Genomic DNA, 23,061 nt, shown 5'->3' on the forward strand with positions numbered 1-23,061 from the left:
CCGGCTGTTAACTGACAAGAGCACACAACCCGACAGGAGAACGACTCATGAGCAGCATCACAGTGAAGGACGGTACAGAGATCTACTACAAGGATTGGGGAACAGGTCAGCCGATCGTGTTCCACCACGGCTGGCCGCTGAGCGCAGACGATTGGGACAACCAGATGCTGTTCTTCCTGCTGCGCGGATACCGAGTTATCGCGCATGACCGCCGCGGCCATGGACGGTCGACCCAGACCGATCTCGGCAACGACATGGACACCTATGCAGCCGATAGCGCCGCACTGGTGGAGCATCTCGACCTCAAAAACGCCATTCACATCGGCCATTCGACCGGCGGCGGCGAAGTGGCCCGCTATGTCGCCCAGTACGGAGGCAACGGCCGCGTCGCCAAGGCGGTGCTCATCAGCTCCATCACTCCGGTGATGATCAAGTCGGAATCGAATCCGGGCGGCCTGCCAATCGAGTTCTTCGACGGCTTTCGCGCTGGCATGGCCAACCGCGCGCAGTTCTACCGCGATGTCCCCGAAGGCCCCTTCTACGGCTTCAACCGTCCCGGCGCGAAGGTTTCGCAAGGAGTGATCGATAACTGGTGGCGCCAGGGAATGATGGGTGGGACCAAGGCTCAATATGACTGCATCAAGGCCCTGTCGGAAACCGACCTCACCGAAGACCTCAAAAAGATCACCGTTCCGGTGCTGGTGATGCATAGCGAGGACGACCAGATCGTGCCGTTCGCCGACGCAGGTCCGCTGGCTGCCAAGCTCTTGAAGAACGGCACACTGAAGGTCTACCAGGGCCTGCCGCATGGGATGCCGACCACGCATGCAGACCAGATCAATGCTGATCTTCTCGAATTCATAAAGTCATAAGCGCAAGTTGCTCGGCGAGTCAGAGGCATCTATTCCTTTGGTTCGCCGAGTACCTAGCCGACATTAGACCTTGTCGGCATAACAGCAAGACCAACGGCCCGGTATTGGTCAGTTGCGCCCTGCATCTGCAAGGACTAGCGAAGGTCTTGGGCTGGTCGATGATAATCGCACAGAAGCTATTGAAGCGCTACCAAGACGTGTAGCGTTTCTTGTCAGGTCAAGCAAATCGGAACCACAGGGAGATTGCTATGTCTTCGGTCGTAAAAAACATCGTTCTTGTTCACGGCGCGTTCGCGGATGGCTCTAGTTGGTCGAAGGTCATTCCGTTGTTGCAAGAACTGGGCTACAAAGCAGTCGCAGTACAGAACCCAATGACTTCGATGGCTGACGAAGTGGCTTTCACGAAAAGAATCATCGCGCTACAGGATGGTCCTGTGATTCTCGTAGGCCACTCCTGGGGCGGTGCTGTGATTACCCAGGCGGGCGACGACTCCAAGGTCGCAGCTCTTGTGTATGTAACGGCCTATGCGCCTGAAGTGGGGCAATCCGCAAACGATGCAAGCAGCCCGTTCGGATGGACAGAAGGACAGAAGCAGATTCGTGTAGACGGAGAAAAGTTCGCAACAGTTACTGCCGAAGGCATGCTGGAATACATTGCAGAAGGACTCCCCATTAAAGAGCGGGAACTTGCGCTTGCGGTGCAGGGCCAGAGCTACGGTCCGATGTTCGACGAAAAGCTGACGGTTGCCGCCTGGAAGTCCAAGCCCACGTGGGCTGTCATTTCCACGAAGGATCAAATGCTCCCTCCAGCAATGGAAGAATCGGCCGCGAAGAAAATGGGCGCGGTAACGACGATTCTCTCAACATGCCACATGTCCATCCTCGAAGAGCCAGCAAAGGTCACAGCGGTGATCCACGACGCTGCGAAGAACGCATTAAACAACCAATAAGCGTCGTGTCCTCCTCAACAGGACCGACAACCCAACTTCGCGTTGTTCCTCCCGGATGACGGGCAATCCGCACCTTACTGCCTGTTGCTCTGACCGGAGTCGCCATGCTGTCTCGGACAGCTGGATTTGGCAATCGAGACCGCTTCGAATTAAATGGCAGGATCGGATTGCAACGGGCGGCAGGATTTCATCGACCGTGGCAGGATAATATTGCATCGGGGATGCCACCAACACATGCGCGCTTAGCTGGATCGCACCATCATTCCGGACGCCTGCAATCCACCGACACTGAGTGAATTGTTGATCAGAATAGAATCTACCTTCAGGTGGATCGATGCACGCTGTTCTAGTTCATACTAGGTCGTGGTCGTCTGTGTATGGCAACCATGCTCCTCAAAAATCCAGCTCGCAGATCCACGATTTCGAGTGGCACTCACGCCTGTCGTGCATCAGAACCGATATCCCGGCTTAAGTTCACAGCCATAGACTGTTGTCTTCTCTTTTTCCGTATCAGTTCGGACAGTACAGATGGCCCAGCTCAAATTGAGGGCGGGGCCCAGCGGGAATACCATGGGAGAGCCGTCGATCTCGGCCTCAAGACTGACGCCCTCCTGAGTGGGGGGCAGCGTAAAGTTCAGCGTTCGGCCAAAAATCACCGGGTACAACTGCCGGACATTGGAGTTGATTGCCGAGTGATAGACCTCAGCCTCCATCAGGAAGGTAGTCGGATCGGACCAGTCCAGAACCGAAACAGTGATGTTGCGTCCGCCATGAATAAACCCGCTTGAATCGATCCGTGTAAACGGACAAGGCCCCGCGATGCAGGAGGCTCTTACATTGCTGAACGCGTTGTCCGCTCCAGCATCCAGCGATTCAGAAGCAGAAGCAGCCTTCCACTTCCCATCTGGTGAACACGGAGCCTCATGATTGCAGGGCACGTTTCCGGTATTCACTACCTGAAAGATCTTGACTGCACTACCCACATTGGTTTCAGTCCGGGAATTGAGCGTATATCTGACCCGGATATTGGTCACCACCACCTCTGGATGGCTGGGTCCAACTACGCCCTTCGGAGGGATCGGAATCATTGCCGCGACATAGAGCGCGTTCCGAGTCTCTAATCTTCCTGTTTGCACCTCCAAATCAAGTGGCTCATAAGACGGATGCCGGAAGCTGACGGTAATAGGCCTCCCGGACAACACTCCTTTTTGCAGGACCAGCTTGAAATATCCCGAGGCTTCGGACCGGGTCGTGGCGCTCGTCACACCATCCGATGCTGTGATCACAACATCCGCGATCGGCACCTGCTTCTTCGTGTCGGCATCGCGCTGGATCACTGCTCCTTCAATCGGCATCGATTGCCGCACTTTGATCAATCTCAGCCGGTTCGAGCGCAGGAACAACCCAAGCACCACGGCCGCCGCTACTGCGATGATCGTCCACACCACTCTCTTTGCCGTCATTCAGCACCGATAATACTTGGACGCGTAACCCGGAGCACATGCTGCCCGGGGGAACTGCTCTTACAGAGCATTAGTGCATCTATTATTCAATACATGTGTCGTCTGAATCAGTTTCCTGAACGAATACGGATGGCTTGAATGAGCGCGGATAAAAGTTCAGATGACATCGAGAGTCTCACTTCCCGGCGCCGCCTGCTGCGCCAGATGGCTGGTATCTCACTCGCTCTGCCGTTCGCTCAATGGAAGACGCTTCCTGTTTGGGCACAAGCAACCGCGCAACGAGCTGACAGACGGGGTAAGGAACCAGCATCTCTCCCTCCCCCAACCGCCCTTTCGCCTGAGGATGATAAGTTTCTGGACGATCTTGAACGCAGCAGCTTTCTCTTCTTCTGGGAGCAAGCCAATCCACAGACCGGATTGATCAAGGACCGCTGCAACGTCCACATAAACGACACCGGCATCGTTGCAAGCATCGCATCTACGGGTTTCGGCCTAAGCGCAATCTGCATTGCAGAGAAACGCGGCTACATCTCACACCAGGACGCGCGCCTTCGCGTCATCGCGACACTCGTATTTCTTTGGAGGAAGCTGCCGACGCATCGCGGATTCTTCTATCACTTCGCCAACATCAATACCGGCGAAAGAATTTGGGACTCCGAAGTCTCGTCGGTCGACACGGCATTATTACTCTGCGGCATCCTTACCTGCCGCCAGCACTTTCAGGATCGCGACATCGTCGACCTGGCACACGCAATCTTCGACCGCGTGGACTGGACCTGGCTCTCAGAAGACACCACGCTTCTGCCCCACGGCTGGACGCCAGAACTCGGCTTCATCCCGTACAAGTGGGACTACTACAGCGAACTAATGATGATCTATCTGCTCGGAATGGGCTCTTCCTCTCACCCATTGCGGCCCGAGGCGTGGTTGGCTTGGAAACGAACCGCCTTCGAATATGACGGCCTGCGCTACATCGGCTCCTTCGCCCCGCTCTTCGTGCATCAGTACTCGCAGGCCTGGTTCGACTTCCGGGGTAAGCGTGACAAGTACGCAGATTATTTTCAGAACTCGACCACCGCCACCGAAGTTCACCGACGCTTCTGCGTCGAATTAAGCAAAAGCTTTCCCGACTACAGCGACGACCTCTGGGGCATCAGCGCCTCCGACTCCGACAAAGGCTATGTCATCTGGGGAGGCCCACCGGCCATGGGCCCAATCGATGGAACTGTGGTTCCCGCGGCCCCCGGAGGCTCGCTTCCGTTTCTGCCCGAGGCCACCCTACGTGTCCTCAAAAACATCCGAGCCCATTACCCTCAGGCGTGGAGCCGCTACGGCTTCGTCGATGCCTTCAATCCATTGAAGAAATGGTATGACACTGACATCGTCGGCATCGATACCGGCATCACCATGCTCATGGCCGAAAATGCGCGGACTGCATTCGTCTGGGAGACCTTCATGAAGAACCCCGAGGCGCAACGCGGAATGACCAATGCAGGCTTCAAAAGCTATAACCCGACCTAAATGAATTGTTACGGTCACTCCCGAGTGACGGCAATCGGGCATGTAGAGGTTCGCGCTGGATAACTTCTTGTTTGCCGACCACACACCCCGAACCCAGAAGAAGCAACCAATATCGGGCTTCAATGAGTGCTAACCCTTATTATCGGCACCCGAGAGCAAACTTCGAGACAACTTGTCGCTCACCTAGTATCTGGAAGCTTGGCCCCTGTCAAGGCCGTGGATTAGGGCTTAACGCCATTCAGGAGGTCACACCTACCGGAGAGACTTGTGCGGTCTCGCCTTTGGGCAAGACTTGACCGCACAATCGCCGGACCCACGTGACACGATTAGCGAATCGTTCTCGACCTGATCATTCAGTCATCATCGCGGTCAATACCGTGCTTGGCACGCAGGTTGTTTTTGTAGACTTGTGTCCCGACAGCCCGGCCCAGACGAGCTCCTGAGTCCTGGTCGGTTCGAAAATGTATTCCGCCGTAGACGCGAGCGTCGGAGATGTCGTCGGTAATCTGCTTGAATGATCCGTAGTGCAAGACGATGGTGGGTACTGCCGGGTTTGACAAAGTGATCGCATGTCCAGCTTCGCCGTAAAGACGTCTCATGACCTCGGCTCCCGCACCGGATAAGGTGCCGTGGGCTGAAGGATAGCTCGGGAAACATGGGGCCGGAATGAATGGAACCCAGTTCGGATCGGCGTCGGTTTTTCGGTTGTCGTCCGTGTCACCTCCGTGGATCGCGGTTTCGGGACGCCAAAAGTTGTAGCGGTACTTGTTGAAGAATGTAGTGACCGCGCCGTCGCTGAGCGCCATGTTGATCAGGGCAAAAGCCCGTGCGTTCTCGGACAGCGAACGCCGCCCTTCTTGCGCGACGACCTCCCTTGCGGCTTGATTGAACACCTGGGTTGGCGTGGAGGCCGCGTAGTAGAGCACGACATTAGCCCGATCTTGTGGCCGTTCTATGCTATTGGCGCTTGCGCTCCCTACAGTCTTCACCTCGTTGTACGCTTTCGCGTATTCGTGGCTCCAAAGCGCCGGCGGCGGATCGAGGAGAAACTCACTGACACCCAGGATGCCGAACGGGGTTACGCTCTGCCATTGAAAGAGGGTTCCGACCGCGATTCCATTCACGATTGGACAACTTGGCGTAGCCTGATAGTCGCCAGGAACGGCCGGCCCGGGTATCTTGAATTGCGCCGGCGACGAGCCGTCGTTAGCCCGAAGAGCGATCATGGCCAAAGCTGCGGCGTCGCCCGTCGCTATGCCGTCATTCTTGGCTTGACCGTCGGGTATCATAGCCAGCGAGTTTGCGCGAGCGGTCCCGAGGGTGGACGCGCTGGCCGGGAAATAAGTACTGAGCACCCGATAGGCAGCCTCGATGGCTGCTGCGTCGGCTGAAGCGCCATGGGGGGCGACGATGCTCCCAAGATATGGTCGATAGTCCCCGGTGATGGCGTTGACCGCTTCAAACACAGCGAGTTGGACAATCGCTGCGTTTCGGGCCTGGGCGAACGGGTTCTGGCCATTCGCGATGCTTGTGTTTACCGCAATCAGGTTCCAGTCCAGAACCGCATCGGCCTTGGCGACCACGGGCCCGAACAGTAAAGTCGCCATCAATATGCATACGCCAAAAGTTCTCTTCGTTGCGCCAACATGCATCATTTTCATTGTGCTTTCTCCTGATTCTTCACTGGCTTTTCGGTAGTGGTGATCGGCATATTCGCGGCAACGGAGGCTGTTGTCCATATCGGAACGTGTGTCGCGGCGTTATGCTTTGTGTCGCTCTAAAGACAAGAGTGGGTTGCACTTGCGTCAGCCTCTACCGATGGGGTGTAAAATCGCTCAGCTTCCATGGGGTGTGCCATGGCTTCCGAGCTAGCTGGAGTGGAGCAACCAATCCGGTTCGGCGAGGGCTACGAGGTTGATCTGCGTCCTCGGAGGCTCCGCCGTGGCAGTCATGTACTGAAGCTTGAGCGTATCCCGTTCGAGATCCTTCTCCTGCTGCTTGAACACCGGGACGAGATCGTTACCCGGGAGCAAATCGTTTCCAGGGTTTGGGGCCAAGGTGTCTTCCTGGATACCGACAACAGCATCAGGGGCGCGATCCGGAAGCTTCGGCAGGCGCTGAACGATGACGCCGAGACTCCACGGTTCATACAGACCGTGACCGGGCAGGGGTATCGCTTCGTCGCGCTGGTTATTACTCCCAAAGAACCAAGCGCGGCTTCCGAACCAGAGGCAGCGGGTGTTCCCACGAGCGACCGGGATTTCGTGTCGGAACTCGATAGCTGGTTACAAGCCCGAAGACTGCGTTTAGTCGAGCCAGATCAGGATCGCACGGCGGAGAAGACGACGGATGCCGGGACCGGACAGGCGAATCGCAAGTCCTACAAGTGGCTTTTCGTTGGAGCAGCCGCTTTGCTCTCAGTCGCGTGCCTTCTGTCATTCCTGGTAGTTCGGGGCTGGCGACGAGCATCGAACGCGCCTACACATTCCCAGGGCAGGATAGTCCTTGCTGTTCTGCCATTCGAAAACTTGAGTCGCGATCCAGATCAGGAGTTCTTCAATGATGGTCTGACTGAAGAAATGATCGCTCAGACCGGAAAGCTGAATCGGGATCGACTCACCGTGGTAGCACGCAGTTCGGTTGCAAAGTACAAAGGCACCAATCTGGCCGCGAAAGAGATCGGTAGAGAACTGAACGCGGACTATCTTCTCCAGGGCACCGTTCGCCGCTCGTCGGACCGTGTACGCATCACCGTCCAACTCGTCGAGGCTCAAAATCAGACAGACCTCTGGACCGAGAGTTACGACCGCGAACTCAAAGATCTGCTAGCTGTGCAGGACTCCGTCGTGCAAAGCATCGCGAGCCAAATACACATCGCTCTCACGGAAGAACAGAAAACAGGTTTAGCAAATTCGCGGCAAACAAGACCTGAAGCATACGAGGCGTATTTGAAAGGTCGCTACCACTGGAACAAGCGAACAGCCGACGGCATGAAAAAGGCGGAGCATTATTTTCAGCAGGCCATTGACAGCGATCCAACCTACGCCGCGGCATATTCCGGGCTGGCCGACTGCAACAGCGGACTTGCGTGGCACGGGTTCAAATCCCCGGCCGACGCGCTTCCGAAAGCTTACGCGGCCGCTCGCAAGGCGGTGGAGATCGACCCACAATCGGCTGAGGCCCACGCCTCCCTGGGCCTTGTGTTCAGCCATGGTTGGAATTGGGCCGAAGCCGAGGCCGAGTTCAGGCATGCTCTGCAGTTGGATCCTCAATATGCAAATGCGCACCACTGGTACGGAGACTATCTTTCCATTAAGAGCCGCCATGACGAGGCGCTTGCCGAAGCCAGCCGTGCACTGGAACTCGATCCACTTAATCTCATGATCAGCACATGGGTGGCACTGCGGTACTATCAGGCGCGTGACTATTCCCGTGCAACCGCACAAGGTAGAAACTCTGTTGAGCAGGATTCGAACTTCGCAGCTGCACACCTTCTGCTGGGCGAGAGCTATGTTCAGGGAGGCTTGAGCAGCGAGGGAATTAGTGAGCTGGAGCGGGCTGCGAGTCTGTCAGGGAGTAGCCCACTTTACACGGCCCAGGTCGCGGTTGCCCTTGCAGCGGCAGGACGGAGGCGTGAAGCACTGGGAATCGCACACGAACTGGAGACAATCTCGAAGAAGCGTTACGTTTCGCCCTACGGGTTGGCTCAGATCTACGCAGCGTTGAAAAGCGATGAAGACACATTCAAATGGCTGCAAGCCGCGTATCGCGATCACGCTGTCTGGATGGAATACCTCGCAGTCGATCCGATCTTTGATCGCTATCGCTCCGACCATCGTTTTCAAGAGCTCCTCCGGCGAATCGACCTGCTCTGAGTTAGAGCACAAAATCCCCGATACTCTACCGTCAAGCGTGGTCGTCTGCATCCAGTTACTTGTCGAAGGTAGACAAGCCAAGAAAGCAACAAGTCCTTCAGGCGACAAGTAGGCTGCGAGAACAGCCTTTGGAGCTCTCGCCAGAAAGGTACCTTCAGACCACGGGAAAGAAAGATTCGTAGAACCGGAGCATTCAGCACGTCAGGGCGTCGAAGGTGTTTACGCAGGTTAGCGAGGGGAAGTTTTAGGGCACGCGGCGTCCTCGCAAGTCGGCATGTAGGAAGGTTTTTTGGGTCCAACACATGGTTCCTGGCGAATCACGGGCAATCCGGAAACTGTGTCAATTGGCGAGAACAGGGAGCCGAGGCTGTACAAGGCCAGATTCGAAGCTCGCGAAATCGCCAACCGTGGCCGTTCAAAAGCGAAAGCGATGGACAGGGATTCGAAGTCACTTCACCAGTACCGTCAAGGGAGCGGCTCCGACCGATGGCATCGAGTTGATCAGGAAGCGCTTGCCATCGGGGGAGACGGCATATTGGAACAGTACGATACGCGGTGCGATGATTCGCGTCTGGAAAAGGACGTGGGGAACGCCTGCCACCGGCTCGTCATGCGAGGTGTCGATCGATACCGCCATAAGCTTTTTGTCTATGGCAATATAGAAAAGTTCTTTTCCATCCGCACGCCAGCGCGGTTGTGCGCCGCCATGATTGGATATCTGGATGCGTCTACCTGGGCCAGGGAAACGGCCTACATACACATCAGGATCCTCTCCGGCGGACGACCCAAATCCGGTGAAGGCAATCCATTTCCCATTGGGAGAAAATTGGGCTTCCGAACCCGGTGCGTAGGCTGTCTGCGAATGGTTAAGGAGGTCAAGAACGTCCAGTTCCGGCGCACTACCCCGAAAATTCATGTAGACGAGAAAACGCCCGTCCGCTGACCAGTCGTTGGGAATCAGATAATCGGACGCCACGAGTCGCTCCGGTTTGCCCGAACCATCGGTAGCCGCAACGTCGATGTATTGAGAAGTCTTGGCATTATTTCCTACATATGCCACCCTTTTGCCGTCAGGCGAGAGAACCGGAAATACTTCTGTCCCTCCATCTGAGACGCGGGTGCTCGTGCCCCTGGCGAAATCGTAAATATGGATGTAGTGCTTGCCGTTGTGATCCTCGTCGGAGGAGACTGCGAGCAGAGCGCCATCGCGGGAGAGAGCAGGATCGCGATAGCCGGTTCTGGATAGTTCTTCCAGCTCTTTACCGGAACGGTCAAACCAGGACAGACTGGAATCGCTTTCGGTCGCTGATTGGAAGACCACCACTCCGTCGTCCGAAATGGAGAATCCCGCGCGGGAAAAGGCCGGTGACTGTTGCAGTTCCTGTCGCGAGACAGCTTCCGGCGGACCCGTTGTCTGCAGCCGTTTGAGATCGAACGGCTGCGCCATGAGGCTGCGGTCACGGACGTAGAAGAGGCGCGAAGATGCGAACTGAGTATTGCCGACCATCTCGGAAGAGATCAGTTTGCTTCCTGCGTACTTAGAGAACCGACGTAGATTCCCTGCTTCTGTGGGGAGTTAGAGCTCCCGAAAATGAAATAGATAAAGTGGTCTCCGTCCGGAAGAACGGAGGGCCAAAATATCGCAGCGCTCGGCGCGTTACCCATGGTGACTCGCTGCGGTTCGCCACCCAAGGCCGATACCTTAAAAAGGCCGACGGTGGAGGAACTCGGCGTGTTGCCCCCCTGAAATCCAGCGAAGATGATCGTGCCCCGATTGTTCCATGCCCCGCCGGCCCCACCGGGTGCGTCGCATAGGATCTGGACGGCGCCAGCGCTCGGATCAACACTCTTCAGTTTGGACCCTGGAAGAAGCCCACTTGACGACTATCCGGTGACCAGAAAGGAAACAAGGCGCCTTCCGTGCCGGTCAATTGCTGCGCAGCTCCAGCGGCCAGAGAGCGGATCCACAAAGCGGTGCCGCCATCCTGTGCCGCAGCCACGAAAGCAAGTCGCCGGCCGTCAGGCGAGATAGCGAAGTTGTAGGGAACGAACGAAGTGGAGGGCGGCGGAAGTAAGGAAAGGTGAAGATGCCGACTCTCCGCCGATTGTGTGCCGCGCCAATGCATGAAGCCTAACCAGGTCAACAGGGCGATACACAGAGCCGCCACCGCCCACGCAAGTCGCTCCCCCAATCTTCCCCGATGACGCGGCGTGGATTCAGGCGCTCTTGTGAGGCCCACTCCTGCGGAGATCCACTTCAGCTCTCTCGATAAATCTCGCGCGCTCTGCCAGCGCTCCTCAGGGTCTTTCATCAGACAACGAAGCACCACATGTTCGAGCGCTGGCGGAGTGAGAGGCTGCAAACTGGCCATGGGCTGCGGGTCTTTTTCCAGAATGGCAGCCACGATACTGAGTCTTGATTCGCCCGTAAATGCTCGCCTGCCCGATATCATCTCGTACAGTACGCAGCCAAAGCTGAAGATGTCACTTCGGAAGTCTGCTGGTCGGCCTTGAAGCGACTCCGGAGCCATATAAAGGAGCGTTCCCACGATTGCGCCGTGCTCAGTGGAGGGGGCGTAGGGCAAGGTTAGAGTGGCCGCGCTCATCGTCGGGGTATCCTGTGAGGCGATCGGGGCTGGAGTGACGCCACGTAACGTTGAGGTGAAAGTCTTGGCCAGACCGAAGTCCATCAGCTTTGCGCCAGATTTGGTGAGCATGATGTTGCCAGGCTTCAAATCACGATGGATGATGCCCTCGCGGTGAGCTTTGTCGAGAGCATCGGCGATCTCCGCGCCTATCTTCAGGGACAGCGGCAAGGGGAGAGGGCCAGCACTCAATCGAACAGCGAGGGTTTCACCCTCCAAATACTCCATGACGATGAAATCGGTCCCGTCCTGAGAGCCGATGTCGTACAGGCAACAAATATTGGGATGTGTGAGCAAAGAGACGGCTCGCGCTTCGCGCTCAAAGCGTTGTTTCAGATCAGGATCGGAAGAGAGGTGAGTTGAAAGAATTTTGACGGCGACGTCCCGTCCAAGGCGCGTGTCCCGAGCGCGATAGACCTCTCCCATTCCACCAGCACCGACCGGTGCGAGGATTTCGTACGGGCCGAGTTTGGTGCCCGAGGTCAAGGCCATAATCTGTGGACGTGGATTATATCGTCAGGCCCAGATGAGATGCGGAGGCTTTTCGGCGTTGCTGCGTGTCCCGACGAAGCGGATTCCGATACAGTCGGCGGACGGCTCTCCTTGATCGACACAGCTTTGGGTTCACCAAAAAGACTAAGCATTGGTAGCCAAAGGGTCGCATCGCAGCCACGCCTACACCAATTTGAGATTACTGATCGTTGCGTATTCTCCTCTCGGTTCCGACGCATCATAATGACAGTAATCAGGAGGATTTATGCATACATTCTCTCTCCATTTGCGTCACGAATCTCCAGACGGTCCATGGATCGCTTCATGCCCCGTTCAAGCCAACCTGGAGGGCTTTAGCGGACTGACACGTAGCTTTGCCAGCGAAGGAGCAATGGCAACCGCTTTCGAGGCTGCCGGCGTAAAAATTGACCGGTCGAGAGAAGCTTTGGACGAAGTCCATAACGGCCATGCGTCGTCCCTAGAAATTAGCCAGAATGAGGCACAGAAGCTCGGCATTCTTCACACCGATTCGCCGGAGTAGCCCGACCTTGTGGCTCTCTGTAGGATCACTTTTCCTGATTCGGCTATGGGTCGCTCGATCCTCACTACAATGAGACTGAATCCGTGGATTGTCGTAATTATCGCCGTGGCTTACCCCGGTTTTCCGTCCAATTGCTACTCGGACCCCCTACTACATGGGCGTAACCCAGGGAGAAGGTGGAGGTGGTGGAACAACCGGTGGACGGTCGTCGCAAGTAATCGTATTGGGCAGTTCCCACGGGGCCAGCCAGGGTCCGGTAGTACCGCCGCCATCGTTGCTGCCGAGATCGATCAGCGTGAACTCCGACCCGGCCGGAGTGAAGTGGAACGAACCGCAGTTATTGACGCCAACGGCGCCAACATTGCGGGCATCCACGTTCTCGAAGGACGCCGAACCGGCCACCCGCGCGCTCACCACCGACGTGCCTGTCCCGTCAACCCGGTCATCCTTAAAATGCACGTTCGTGATCGTGTACAGGTCTTTTACAGAGAAATCGCTGACCAGCATGATCGCGTTGTAGGTGTTGTCCAGAAAGCTGTTGCCAACCACCTCAATGTCCGCGTTAATACTTCCCTCTAACGCGTAGATCCAGATGGCACCCAACCCGATGTTCCAGTTCAGTTCATACGGGCCAGACCGAACCGTAGTGTTGTTCGTGATCCATAAGCTTCCGGTGAACGGCTGAGCCCCAAACCGGGAACCAACCTGTAATCCGCTGCCTTCACGGATCGGATCGGCCACCAGGTTATTCGAAATGGTGTTGTCCGTGCCACCGTACAGGGCGATGCCGTTGGCCAACACCGGTGTCTGCACCGTATTGTGATCGAAGGTGTTGTTGGCATCCGCAACCTTATCCGACCACATCGCCAGGGCGTCGTCCCCGGTGTTGCGAATAAAGTTATTCGCCACCACCGAGTTGGTGACGCCAGTGTGGAAGTTGATCCCATCGGCGATCTGGTCCGCGATGATATTGTTGCGGATTTTTAGGTTCGACATTGGGCCATCGAGCCACATGCCCACCTTCGTGTGATGGATGTAAAGCCCTTCGATCGTCGAATGGCTCAACGCTCCGCCTATGCCATTTACCTGGTCGCTATCAATGCGCTCGCGGACATCACCCTCGATGGCAAAGCCCGAGAGATGGACGTTCGAGCTGCCACCGTCAGCAACGTACTTGCCGTAAAAACCGACGCCTGTATGCACCGAACCATCAGGCAAAGGACTACTCAGGGTCACCTGGTGTCCCTTGACGATCGTGTACCAGCTGCCGGCACCTTCGATCGTGACGTTGTCAACGAGAATATGGCGGTTCACCTGGAAGGTTCCGGGCGGCAAGTAGACCCCGAGGTGCCACGCCTTCGCGAATGCGATCGCTGCGTCAAACGCGTCCGCCGAATCGCGCCGCCCGGTCGGATCGGCACCGAAACGTTCGACGTTCACGGCAGGCTCGTCGCGGTGCTGCGGGGGGCCAACCAGCTCGGAGTCAAGCAAGTCAATGACTGTCCAGGCGGCATTGCTCCCGGCCGGAGCGGTGAGGCGGATCTTCTCGCCCGCTTGATATCTGTGACCCAGCAACAAACGCTGTTCGTCGTAGAAGTGGTTCGGTCGGAACGGTATGGGGATGACCGGCGGCGGCGTGGTCTGCGACGGTACGCAGGCACACTCAGTAATGTATTGATCGGGAAACAACAGGCCGGCGTTCGGATCATTGGAGAACGGATACTGGTTATAGAGCCATGAGTACTGAGAGGTCAGCGTCATGGTGTCAAGGAAACGGCCGTTCACTGAGACCGCGAGCGGTGCCGTAATACCTCCACCGGTTGGCGAATCCGGGATGCTATAACGCACCGTAATGGCATTGGCCGCTTCGGGCAGGGTGAACTCGACATATTGTCCGGGGAGCAGCTTGACCGCCGCGCGACCCGACGCTTCGGCGGGAAGCGTGTATGCGGTTCGGTCGGGGCCAATGATCGTGCCGTTGGTCACGGCATTCTCAGCCTCCTGCTCAACAAAGTTAGTGTTCGCCCCACGGTCGTTGACCAGCGACGGGTTCAGGGCCGCGCGCGTTACCGAAGCGGTGTCGCCGTGGTGAGCTGCGTAGAGGGGGAGAGCATACGATGCGGTTAGGCACAGGACAAAGCGAGACGTGCGACTCAGGAATCCCTGAAATTTCATGATGCCTCCTGATTAGCTTTTTCTTTTGGCACACAAAGAGGACGGTTGGACCCACCGAGCAGGCTACCTCGAGTCACATGCTTTTCTTGATTCCCCAGTCCTTTGCGGGCCGCGAACAAGACCAAAACATGCTTACCCTTAACACTGCAAGAAATATGCTCAGCGCATCGCACACGAGGAGAAATGCTGACTACAAATCAGACTGCCAGGGCACGCACTCTGTAAGGCAACAAAGTTATGTTTCGATGACTGCCGGATCATAAGGGCAAGCCGCCCTAACGTCAAGAAAAATATTTCCAATCGCATAGCGCTGAGCCGGCACGTCGTAAGCTCCCGTGTCCCTGCGGCGCTCGTTGACGCGGGACCGAGGGCTGGAGACGGCCAAACACAAGAGCTTCACGTTGGTCACGAATGTGAAAGTCTACTGCGGTGATCCGCAGAGCCCTTGGCAGCGCGGCGACCAACTAAAACACGAACGCGCTGCTGCGACGGTACCTGCCTAAAAAACCGACTTGTCCGGCTATTCTCAATCCGATCTCGACAAGTAGTGCTGCGCTTAATCAACGCCCGCGAAAACATTGGGCTTTGAAACTCCTGCAAGTAAACTCCAGGCCGGTGTTGCATCGACCGGTTGAGCTGGCACCGTTTTACGGCAGCTACGTAAGCTACTTGCTCGAGATGAGGCTGGCAAGGACAGCGCGTCCAAGTTAATTGCTGTCTAAGTACATCGGTGGCAAGCCTATCTTCTGGATTAGGGAGCGATAGCGCAGGTCGGCATGAAGAAAGTCGAAGGCGGGATCCGATTGAGTCAGGAGCAGCAGTCGTGGATCGCGTTCATTTACACCTTGCTGAAGCAAGGCAAGCGTCTCATCGTGCTCGCCGAGCTTCCCGTGCAGGTCTGCAAGCGCGAAAGTAGAAACTCTCCCGGTTCGCGCCCTCTTTTCAACTGCAGCCAACTGGCAGCGAACCACAGCAGGGTATCCGCCGGTCTCGAATGCACGACGAACAGCGGCCGACTGGGGGACATCTCCTTCAGCTGAAATCTGGCGGGCGAGCATTTCAACGGCCTCTTTGTCCCTACCTTTCCAGTGATAACTGTCGGCGAGGAAGAGGAGGATATCGGGAGCCGCAGGAAAATCTTTCAGGCGCATCTCGCCATCGCTGATCGCAGCATCAAACTGGCGGGTGCACGCGTATATCTCCGCCATCGCCCCGGGATGCTCGAAGGGATTGATCGCTGTGGACTGTTTCTGCACGGCGATAGCTTCGTCGTAGCGGCCCAGTGCGCAGAGAATCCTCGCGTGCAGGTGGAATGCCTCGCCATCATGAGAATCCAATTCTGTGGCCCGGGTAAGCTCATTGAGTGCCTGTACGTCATCACCATGGTTGAAAAAGATCATGCCCCCAAGCGCTGTATGGGCTCGTGCGACACTGTCATCGAGTTCGACTGCTTTCCGAGCCGCGGCTTCCGCCTGCTGCAATGCCTGGAGGGGCTCTACTTCACCGCTGATAGCCTTCATTGCGTAATAATCGGCAAGCCCGGTCCAACCAAGGGCGTAGTCGGGCTGAATCTGGACTGCCTGCCGGTAATACCTGCCGGCATCTTCATTTCGTCCGACGACCCAAGAATAGTGGCCACGCAAGTAGGCTTCGTGAGCTTCCGGGTTGATGTAGTTTGCGTTGGCGTGCGGCGGCGTTGAACTGTTCAAGCGAACGGCGATGGCTCTTGCAGCATTGTCGGGCAGCACAGCGACATCGTTAGTGTCGCGGTCGTAGCTTTCGGCCCATAGATGATTATCCGTTTCACCGCTGACAAGTTGCAGGGTCATATGCACCTTTCCGCTGGAGCGCGAGATTGAGCCTTCCAGGATCGCATCAACGTCGAGGGCACGGGCGATTTCCGGCAGCGAACGGTGCGCATCTTTGAATTGCATGGCGGAGGTGCGGGAAACGATCCGGAGGGTGGAATCCTTGGCGAGCATAGTCGTCAGTTCGTCGGTCATGCCGTCGGCGAAGTACTCCTCATTAGGATCGCCGGAGAGATTGGCGAGGGGGAGAACGGCAATGGAGGTGATGGGCTGCGGCTTGGTGTGTCCACGAACGCTACGGGCTCCGAAGGTGGCAATCCTGATGAGGATGAGGATAACGGCCGAAACAGAGACCCAAACCCAGAGACGGTGTAGCCATGCCGGGGCGTGAGTGGGTACGACCGGTTGGGGAATGAGAGGCTCAGGCTGGGCGGTTTCTCCGGGCAAGGGTATTGGTTCGGGTTTGGGCGTGACGCCAATGAAACGGTAGCCCTTGCCTGTGATGGTCTGGAGGAAGCGCGGGCTCTCGGGGTCTTCGCGGAGAGCGTGGCGAATCTTGCGGATGGCAGTGTTGATGCCATGTCCGGTGTCAACGAAGACTTCGGAAGGCCAGAGGAGTTGGGCGATCTCGTCGCGGGTGACAAGGTGGCCGTCGGATGATGCGAGGAGGATGAGAAGCTCCATGGGTTGGCGCTCGAGTCGCAAAGGAATGCCTTTGCGGCGCAGCTCGTAGCGCTCGCAGTTCAGCTCGAACTCGCCGAACTCGAAGGTACCGGCAGCCATATTAGCGGAGACCTCTTCGCTGCGAAGTATACCGCCGAAGGCAACTATTGGAGCAATAGCATTCAAGTTACGGAAGTTAGCGGTTCAGAAAAAATTCACCTCGTCTTTACCTCGGCTTCCTTGCGCTAACGGGCCCACTAAGGTCTGCTCATTTGGCTACGGGTCCACTGGTTTGCTGGAGATTCATCAGTGATTGAAAACGCAGTTTCGTAAGGGTTCCGTTACGACGGCGGAGCACTAACAGAATGTAGCAAAACGGGAGGAAAGACGATGAGCAGGAATCGAATCTTTGGAATGTTCTGCGCAGTGTTCGGTATGTGCGTAGGCGGTGTTTGTGACGTGAATGCGCAACTCCCGCCGGTGCCGGCAGGTGCGACAGCAGTTGCGCAGGGGTTGTTCGGACCGCGGGGAATAAAGTTCGGGCCGGACGGAGACCTGTATGTTGCTCTCTCGGGGCCGGGCGGAACGAACAGCACGGTAGAGATATGCCCACAACTGCAGGTTGCGGTAGCCGTTGGAGGACCGTATACGAATGGCAACACGGCGAGCATCGTGAAGGTGGACAAGCGCGGAAATATGACAACTGTGGCGACGGGATTTCCCTCGGGGCTGAGCAAGAGGCCCGATGTGAACGGCCTAGCGGACATAGCCTTTCTGGACGGCGAGCTATATGCCGTCACGGCGGGCGGAGGGTGTTCGCACGGATCGACGCTGCCTAACATGGTGGCGAAAGTGGACGCGAAGACGGGCCACTGGACGATGCTTGCGAACTTGAGCGAGGCGGTCGCGGCACATCCCTCCGCGGTTATGGCTCCGGACTTTGAGGCGGATGGTGTCTTTTACAGCATGCTCGCCGACCATGGAAAGCTTTATACGGTGGAGTCAAACCACGGACAGATCTGGTCCGTGACACCGACCGGCCAGGTGGAAATGGTCACTGATATCTCGAAAGCCGAAGGGCATATCGTTCCTACCGCGGCGGTCGAGAGCGAGGACGGCTTTATTGTGGGGAACCTCGGGAACTTTCCGATCACGCCCGACTCGTCCATCCTCATGACCCTGAAGCCCAGGTTCATTGATTGGCTATTGGGGTCGATCGATCCGTGGCTACCGGAGCCGATGAATGTTACAGGCACATCGTCGCCCGGACTCACCACTGTTGTAAGCATGGCCTGGGGGCCGGATGGCGCCTTGTATGTGCTCGAGCTATCGGCGGCGCCGGGACTTCCCACGCCGGGTGCCGGCAAGGTCGTGCGCGTGCGTGGCCACGGCATGGCCGAGGATGTGATCACGGGCCTGTCCGTGCCGACCGGAATGACCTTTAGTCCAGACGGAGCACTTTATATTTCGAACTGGGGTGCGGCAGATGCGCCGGTCGGGCAGATACTCCGGTTCAATGTCCGGTGAGGACGCCGCACTTATAGAGAATGTCGCAGCTCTTGGTTTATGCAAACATGCGGATATCCTAGTACGACGTACTACGTCGAGCTCTGCTTCGAAGCGCTCCCCAAGGGACTAATATCTACAGGGCGCGCGGCAGAGATGATGCTCGTCGACAACTTTGAATTAGTGGAGACGTAGGGAACCTGCTCACTCTGGAATCTGCCCCTCGTCGGCTGTACGGAATTGCTTGTGCGGTTGGTGTGCGGTTGGTGGCGCTCTCGAGGAGCGAAACGGTCGGTTCCATGCGGTCTGTCGGCAACTCGGAGGTCAATAGTGCGTCTCGGTGATTGGAAAGTCGCCAATGCACTCATTGAGTCTCTGAAGAACCCGGCGTTCTGGACGGTTGACGGGCAACCCGCACCTTACCCCGTCGTTGTCCGTTCGGGCGCGTAACGGAATGGTTGCCGACCAACCACCCAGGACAGAGAGAACCCCCAAGATTCCGGCTCAATGAGCGCATCGCCTTGTTCTCAACAATTGACATCAGTCTGGTTCTGCGGAGAAGACATCGGCGGCAGTTAGCCGATCTATCAGTACGAATGACGGAGTACGAGCAGCTTGTCTCTGCTATTGGGACTATCTAGTTTTAATCATCGAAGGTCATTTGCGAACACGCACCCATTGGGGAAGCTCCGAGAGATCGCAGAGAGCCATGGGCGATGCAAGGGACCACGGCCTGAGATCCCCGATCTGCTCGGATAACTGACTTGGAGCGCCGCCGCCGAGATTCTTGAAGTCTCGGATCATGTGCATCTGGTCGAAGTAACCAAATTCATGGGCGACACTCAACCACGTGCGGCCCGGTGAAATGCGCTTTGCATCAAGCGCCATTTGAAATCGCGTGATTCGAGCGAAGAGTTTGGGAGACAGGCCCATTTCGTCTATGAATCGACGTTCATACTGTCGGACGCTCAGGGCTGTGTGATTTGCCAGTTCGTCGATACTGATCGTGCCTTTGAGATGTAACAGGTGCTGAGCGCTCTTCATGATCGAAGTACGAGCGATTGAGTTGATTGCGAAAGGCAGAAGATACTCTTCGGCCACCCGCACCCGTTCTGCGAAAGCTTTACTCTCTGCGAGCGCCAACCATAGAGATTGCATTCCTTTTCCGAGGAAATCCGCGCCATCAATGTTTTTATTCGCGAGATGCCCGGGTGGAATGCGGAAGAGTTGCCATGAAGCGAGAGGTTTGAGGAAGATTCCGAAAGCAAAGAACCGACCGCTGAAACGGGCACAGCCAGATGGTAAAGTCTGCAACCCGACGACGTTGATTCGAGGCAGAAAAACACTTTGACCATTTGAAAAGTTCATGAGCGTTTGATCGCAAAAATCAAATGATAGGATATGCTCGAGCGACGCTATATTGGGTTGCTCGAAGCCAGCGCCGTCACACTCTATCTCCCGTTGAGCGTAGGAGAGCACGAACTCTTTGAGTTCAGGCCGGGGCGTTGCCGTCTGAATCGTGCGCATGCTCCACCCATCCTTTTTCCTGCCATGAGTCGTCAAGTCGTGGTCTTGGGAGTCCAATTCGCAAATTCTGTCTCGACTCCATTATGCAGCGTGTCGCGTTTGTACTAGGCGAGTTCTTTCGGTTGGGTCGATATTGGGTACAGAAACGAGAGAAAAGAGGAACTCATAAAGGCGCGCGCGGACCGAGGTAACCATGTTAGCCCCAGGGCCGCAGCGACGAATCATAGACTGATTCGCAAAGAGTCCCTCCGTGAATGTACTTCAGAGCACTTCTTGAAGGTGACTAAAATGCCGATTCTGAACCGTCGTACTGCGCTCCAGGCCTTTGGTATCGCTTCGATCACAACCTTTCTGCCGGCACAGCCGGTGACACACCGCAAAGTTGTTGTCACAAAGCCGGGCGAGAACCGTTTCGCCTATACTGTTCCCGAATTACGAAGCGGCGCGGCCTGCAAGGTTACCAACGAGGACAGCGCCGGTACGTGTTCTTTGTTTGAGTTGGTTGCCCGCCCTCAGACGGGACCTCCGAGACATATCCACCACCGTGAGGACGAATGGTATTACGTTCTGGCAGGTGAGTTCCTGTTTGAAGTGGGCGATGTGAAATATGCGTTGCCCGTTGGGGGGAGTATTTGGGCACCACGGGATATTCCGCACGTCTGGGCGAACACGAGTACAACCGAGGGCAGGGTAATTCTTATGTGTCAGCCAGGTGGCTTTGAAAACTTCTTCGACGCATTTGTGAAGGGCATGATGGACAAAGTCAGCCTCGCACAGATGGAACAGATCATGACCAAGTATGGGATGGAGATGCTGGGGCCGCCGCTCCTCCCCCTCCTCCCCCTGGCCACTTAATTCAAATGTTTTGACTAATCTGAAACCTCGGAGGTGAAGACCATGCAGTTAAACCTGCCCGGTTCCGTGCTTCTCGTTCGAAGGATATCGCTACGATTCCTTGCTGTTGTGTTGTCCTCGATCATCTTAGCGGCGCCCGTGGCCCACGCAGCGACGTGCGAGAGTCTCAGCCATCTTGTTCTTCCAGACACCACGATTACCCTTGCCAAATCCGAAACGGCAGAGACGTACAAGCCCGGAGTGATCGAGGCACCAGGCCCTCCGTTGACAAATCTGCCACCTTTCTGTCGTGTGGCCGCGGAGATAAGACCGACACCGGATTCGCGAATCAGATTCGAAGTCTGGATGCCTGCGAGCGGATGGAACGGCAAGTTTATGGGCGTGGGCAATGGGGGCTGGTCGGGGGAGATCTGGTATCCCTTTATGGGAGCAGCACTGCGAGACAATTACGCGACTGCATCTACAGATACGGGGCACGAAGGCTCTTTCAAAGATGCCAGCTTTGCCTTGGGACATCCGGAAAAGGTGGTGGACTTCGCATATCGCGCAGTTCATGAGATGACCGTGAAGGCGAAGGCTATCACAGCTGCCTTCTACGGAGACGCACCGAAGTTTTCGTACTGGCAGGGATGTTCTTCCGGCGGCAAGCAAGGGTTGAAAGAGGCGCAACGGTTTCCCAGCGACTATGACGGTATCATCGCTGGGGCTCCGGCGAGTTCCTGGGTGCACCTGGTGGCGAGCGGAATGTGGATATGGCAGGCCAACCACAACGGAGACACCCAGGTGCTCTCCAAGGAGAAGATGCAGGTCTTGCATAAGGCTGCACTCGATGTGTGCGATTCGCGAGATGGAGTGAGCGATGGAGTGATTGAGAATCCGCAGAAGTGCCGGTTCGACCCGGATACTTTGCGGTGTAAAGGCGTAGCAACCTCGAGTTGTCTGACTGGGCCGGAGATAGAGACTGCGAAAAAGATCTATGCAGGACCGAAGAACCCTCGGACCGGAGAGCAGATATTTCCCGGGCTCGAGCCGGGGAGCGAACTGGGGTGGTGGATGTACGGCAGTGGAGAGGACCCGCCGATCGTGGCGTCGCACTTCCGGTACCTTGTCTTCAAAGATGCATCATGGAGCGCAGGCAAGCTGAACTTCGATAGTGACATCACTCTGGCTGACAAGCTGGATGATGGTCTGCTCACAGCAACCGATCCAAATCTTAAGGATTTTTTTTCTCACGGTGGAAAGCTGATTCTGTATCACGGATGGACCGATCCACTGATTGCTCCTCGCAATACGATCGAATACTACAAGAGTGTGATTCGTTCGAACGGACCGGGAGCGAAGAGTTCGGTTCGCCTGTTCATGGCACCAGGCATGGATCACTGCGCCGGGGGCGCGGGACCATCCCACTTTGATTTGACAACTGCGCTGTCGGATTGGGTGGAGTATGGTAAGCCACCAGAATTGACCATTGCTGCTCATTGGCCGGATGGGCCGTCCGGACCACATGGACCGGACAGGACTCGTCCACTATGCGCTTATCCGCTGATCGCAAAGTACAAAGGGACGGGCAGTACGGACGATGCCACCAGCTTTGCATGTATGACGGAATGAAAACGCCTAAGGCTTTCGTTGTCGAGGAGTGCTTATTCGTTCAATAGTGGCGACCGCGGTCAAATTCACGGAGCTTGAAGCATTAGCCGCCCTCGCACGGGACGAACAAGAAGAGCAATCTGAAAACCTCACCAAGCCGATCGGTACCAATAATCCCGATTGCGCCAGCCATTTTCAAACTGCCGAATCGCCGGAGTTCTCCGTGAGCGCATAATCGCCAACTCACTCACCGAACCGTGCGGACACAAGACTTGCAGATTTCTGAGTTCTGGGCGGATTACGGGCAAACCGGAAGTAACCCTGTAGTTCCCGCAAAGTCAGGCAGGCTCAACCGGTCGATGCAACGACGAGCCGAGCGCCCCCCGGTGGCAATCAGGGGCGTCTTACTGCTGCTTGTGAAGACCACGCTCCAAGAGGGAACCTGCCCAATATACATTGGTTCGATTCAATCGAAGCCCTTCGTTTATTTCGACGTAACATTAGTGAGACATCTTCAGGGGCGGTCACGGTCGAAACCTTGGCGCTGAGGTAATCGAACAATGCGGAGCGTGTAAAGG

Annotated in this window: 16 protein-coding genes and 1 pseudogene; 10 read left to right on the forward strand and 7 right to left on the reverse strand. The window is 56.4% G+C overall.

Annotation, left to right across the window (positions count from 1 at the left end):
* Positions 1-47: 47 nt before the first annotated feature.
* Both RBB82_RS25740 and RBB82_RS25745 read left to right on the forward strand, forming a co-directional pair.
* Positions 48-872: an alpha/beta fold hydrolase gene (locus tag RBB82_RS25740; protein ID WP_433975979.1), complete on the forward strand. Its 825-nt coding sequence runs from the start codon at positions 48-50 to the stop codon at positions 870-872.
* A gap of 248 nt (positions 873-1,120) precedes the next feature.
* Positions 1,121-1,822: an alpha/beta fold hydrolase gene (locus RBB82_RS25745; protein ID WP_433975980.1), complete on the forward strand. Its 702-nt coding sequence runs from the start codon at positions 1,121-1,123 to the stop codon at positions 1,820-1,822.
* A gap of 449 nt (positions 1,823-2,271) precedes the next feature.
* Here the strand turns inward: RBB82_RS25745 and RBB82_RS25750 are convergent, their stop codons facing one another.
* Entirely contained in the window at positions 2,272-3,285 is a 1,014-nt protein-coding gene (locus RBB82_RS25750; protein WP_433975981.1) for a hypothetical protein, read from the reverse strand.
* Positions 3,286-3,423: 138 nt separating this feature from the next.
* Here RBB82_RS25750 and RBB82_RS25755 point away from each other — a divergent pair, with 138 nt between their 5' ends.
* Entirely contained in the window at positions 3,424-4,806 is a 1,383-nt protein-coding gene (locus tag RBB82_RS25755; protein WP_433975982.1) for a glucoamylase family protein, read from the forward strand.
* A gap of 353 nt (positions 4,807-5,159) precedes the next feature.
* On the opposite strand, the gene RBB82_RS25760 is transcribed toward RBB82_RS25755, so the two are convergent.
* Complete coding sequence (locus RBB82_RS25760; protein ID WP_433975983.1) at positions 5,160-6,413, reverse strand: vanadium-dependent haloperoxidase; 1,254 nt, start codon at positions 6,411-6,413, stop codon at positions 5,160-5,162.
* Between the two features lie 249 nt (positions 6,414-6,662).
* On the opposite strand from RBB82_RS25760, the gene RBB82_RS25765 reads away from it, so the two are divergent.
* Entirely contained in the window at positions 6,663-8,681 is a 2,019-nt protein-coding gene (locus RBB82_RS25765) for a winged helix-turn-helix domain-containing tetratricopeptide repeat protein (protein WP_433975984.1), read from the forward strand.
* 448 nt (positions 8,682-9,129) lie between these two features.
* Here the strand turns inward: RBB82_RS25765 and RBB82_RS25770 are convergent, their stop codons facing one another.
* Entirely contained in the window at positions 9,130-10,128 is a 999-nt protein-coding gene (locus RBB82_RS25770; RefSeq protein ID WP_433975985.1) for a hypothetical protein, read from the reverse strand.
* 403 nt (positions 10,129-10,531) lie between these two features.
* Positions 10,532-11,818, reverse strand: a complete 1,287-nt coding sequence (locus RBB82_RS25775; RefSeq protein ID WP_433975986.1) for a protein kinase domain-containing protein — start codon at positions 11,816-11,818, stop codon at positions 10,532-10,534.
* A 265-nt stretch (positions 11,819-12,083) separates the two neighbouring features.
* On the opposite strand from RBB82_RS25775, the gene RBB82_RS25780 reads away from it, so the two are divergent.
* A complete protein-coding gene (locus RBB82_RS25780) occupies positions 12,084-12,359 on the forward strand; it encodes a hypothetical protein (RefSeq protein WP_433975987.1) in 276 nt (91 codons plus the stop codon).
* A 150-nt stretch (positions 12,360-12,509) separates the two neighbouring features.
* Here the strand turns inward: RBB82_RS25780 and RBB82_RS25785 are convergent, their stop codons facing one another.
* Positions 12,510-14,534, reverse strand: coding sequence for a glycosyl hydrolase family 28-related protein (locus RBB82_RS25785; RefSeq protein WP_433975988.1), 2,025 nt, complete (start codon positions 14,532-14,534; stop codon positions 12,510-12,512).
* 332 nt (positions 14,535-14,866) lie between these two features.
* Here RBB82_RS25785 and RBB82_RS25790 point away from each other — a divergent pair.
* Positions 14,867-15,169 (forward strand): annotated as a pseudogene (locus RBB82_RS25790) (IS30 family transposase); the annotation flags it as partial.
* A 72-nt stretch (positions 15,170-15,241) separates the two neighbouring features.
* On the opposite strand, the gene RBB82_RS25795 reads toward RBB82_RS25790, so the two are convergent.
* Positions 15,242-17,125, reverse strand: coding sequence for a winged helix-turn-helix domain-containing protein (locus tag RBB82_RS25795; protein ID WP_433975989.1), 1,884 nt, complete (start codon positions 17,123-17,125; stop codon positions 15,242-15,244).
* A gap of 270 nt (positions 17,126-17,395) precedes the next feature.
* On the opposite strand from RBB82_RS25795, the gene RBB82_RS25800 reads away from it, so the two are divergent.
* Positions 17,396-18,532 (forward strand): ScyD/ScyE family protein, encoded by a 1,137-nt coding sequence (locus RBB82_RS25800; RefSeq protein ID WP_433975990.1) that lies wholly within the window; start codon positions 17,396-17,398, stop codon positions 18,530-18,532.
* Positions 18,533-19,168: 636 nt separating this feature from the next.
* Here RBB82_RS25800 and RBB82_RS25805 read toward each other — a convergent pair.
* Positions 19,169-20,038 carry a helix-turn-helix domain-containing protein gene (locus RBB82_RS25805; protein WP_433975991.1) on the reverse strand — a complete coding sequence of 290 codons (870 nt, stop codon included), beginning with the start codon at positions 20,036-20,038 and terminating at the stop codon, positions 19,169-19,171.
* 288 nt (positions 20,039-20,326) lie between these two features.
* Between RBB82_RS25805 and RBB82_RS25810 the strand changes: the two genes are divergently transcribed.
* From RBB82_RS25810 to RBB82_RS25820, 3 genes are read left to right on the forward strand one after another with little or no spacing between them, the layout of a single operon-like run.
* Positions 20,327-20,893 carry a cupin domain-containing protein gene (locus RBB82_RS25810; RefSeq protein WP_433975992.1) on the forward strand — a complete coding sequence of 189 codons (567 nt, stop codon included), beginning with the start codon at positions 20,327-20,329 and terminating at the stop codon, positions 20,891-20,893.
* A 42-nt stretch (positions 20,894-20,935) separates the two neighbouring features.
* A complete protein-coding gene (locus RBB82_RS25815; RefSeq protein ID WP_433975993.1) occupies positions 20,936-22,504 on the forward strand; it encodes a tannase/feruloyl esterase family alpha/beta hydrolase in 1,569 nt (522 codons plus the stop codon).
* A 28-nt stretch (positions 22,505-22,532) separates the two neighbouring features.
* A complete protein-coding gene (locus RBB82_RS25820; protein ID WP_433975994.1) occupies positions 22,533-22,718 on the forward strand; it encodes a hypothetical protein in 186 nt (61 codons plus the stop codon).
* Positions 22,719-23,061: the final 343 nt, after the last annotated feature.

The sequence above is a fragment of the Tunturiibacter lichenicola genome (genome assembly GCF_051013355.1).
Taxonomy (GTDB): Bacteria; Acidobacteriota; Terriglobia; order Terriglobales; family Acidobacteriaceae; genus Edaphobacter; species Edaphobacter lichenicola_F.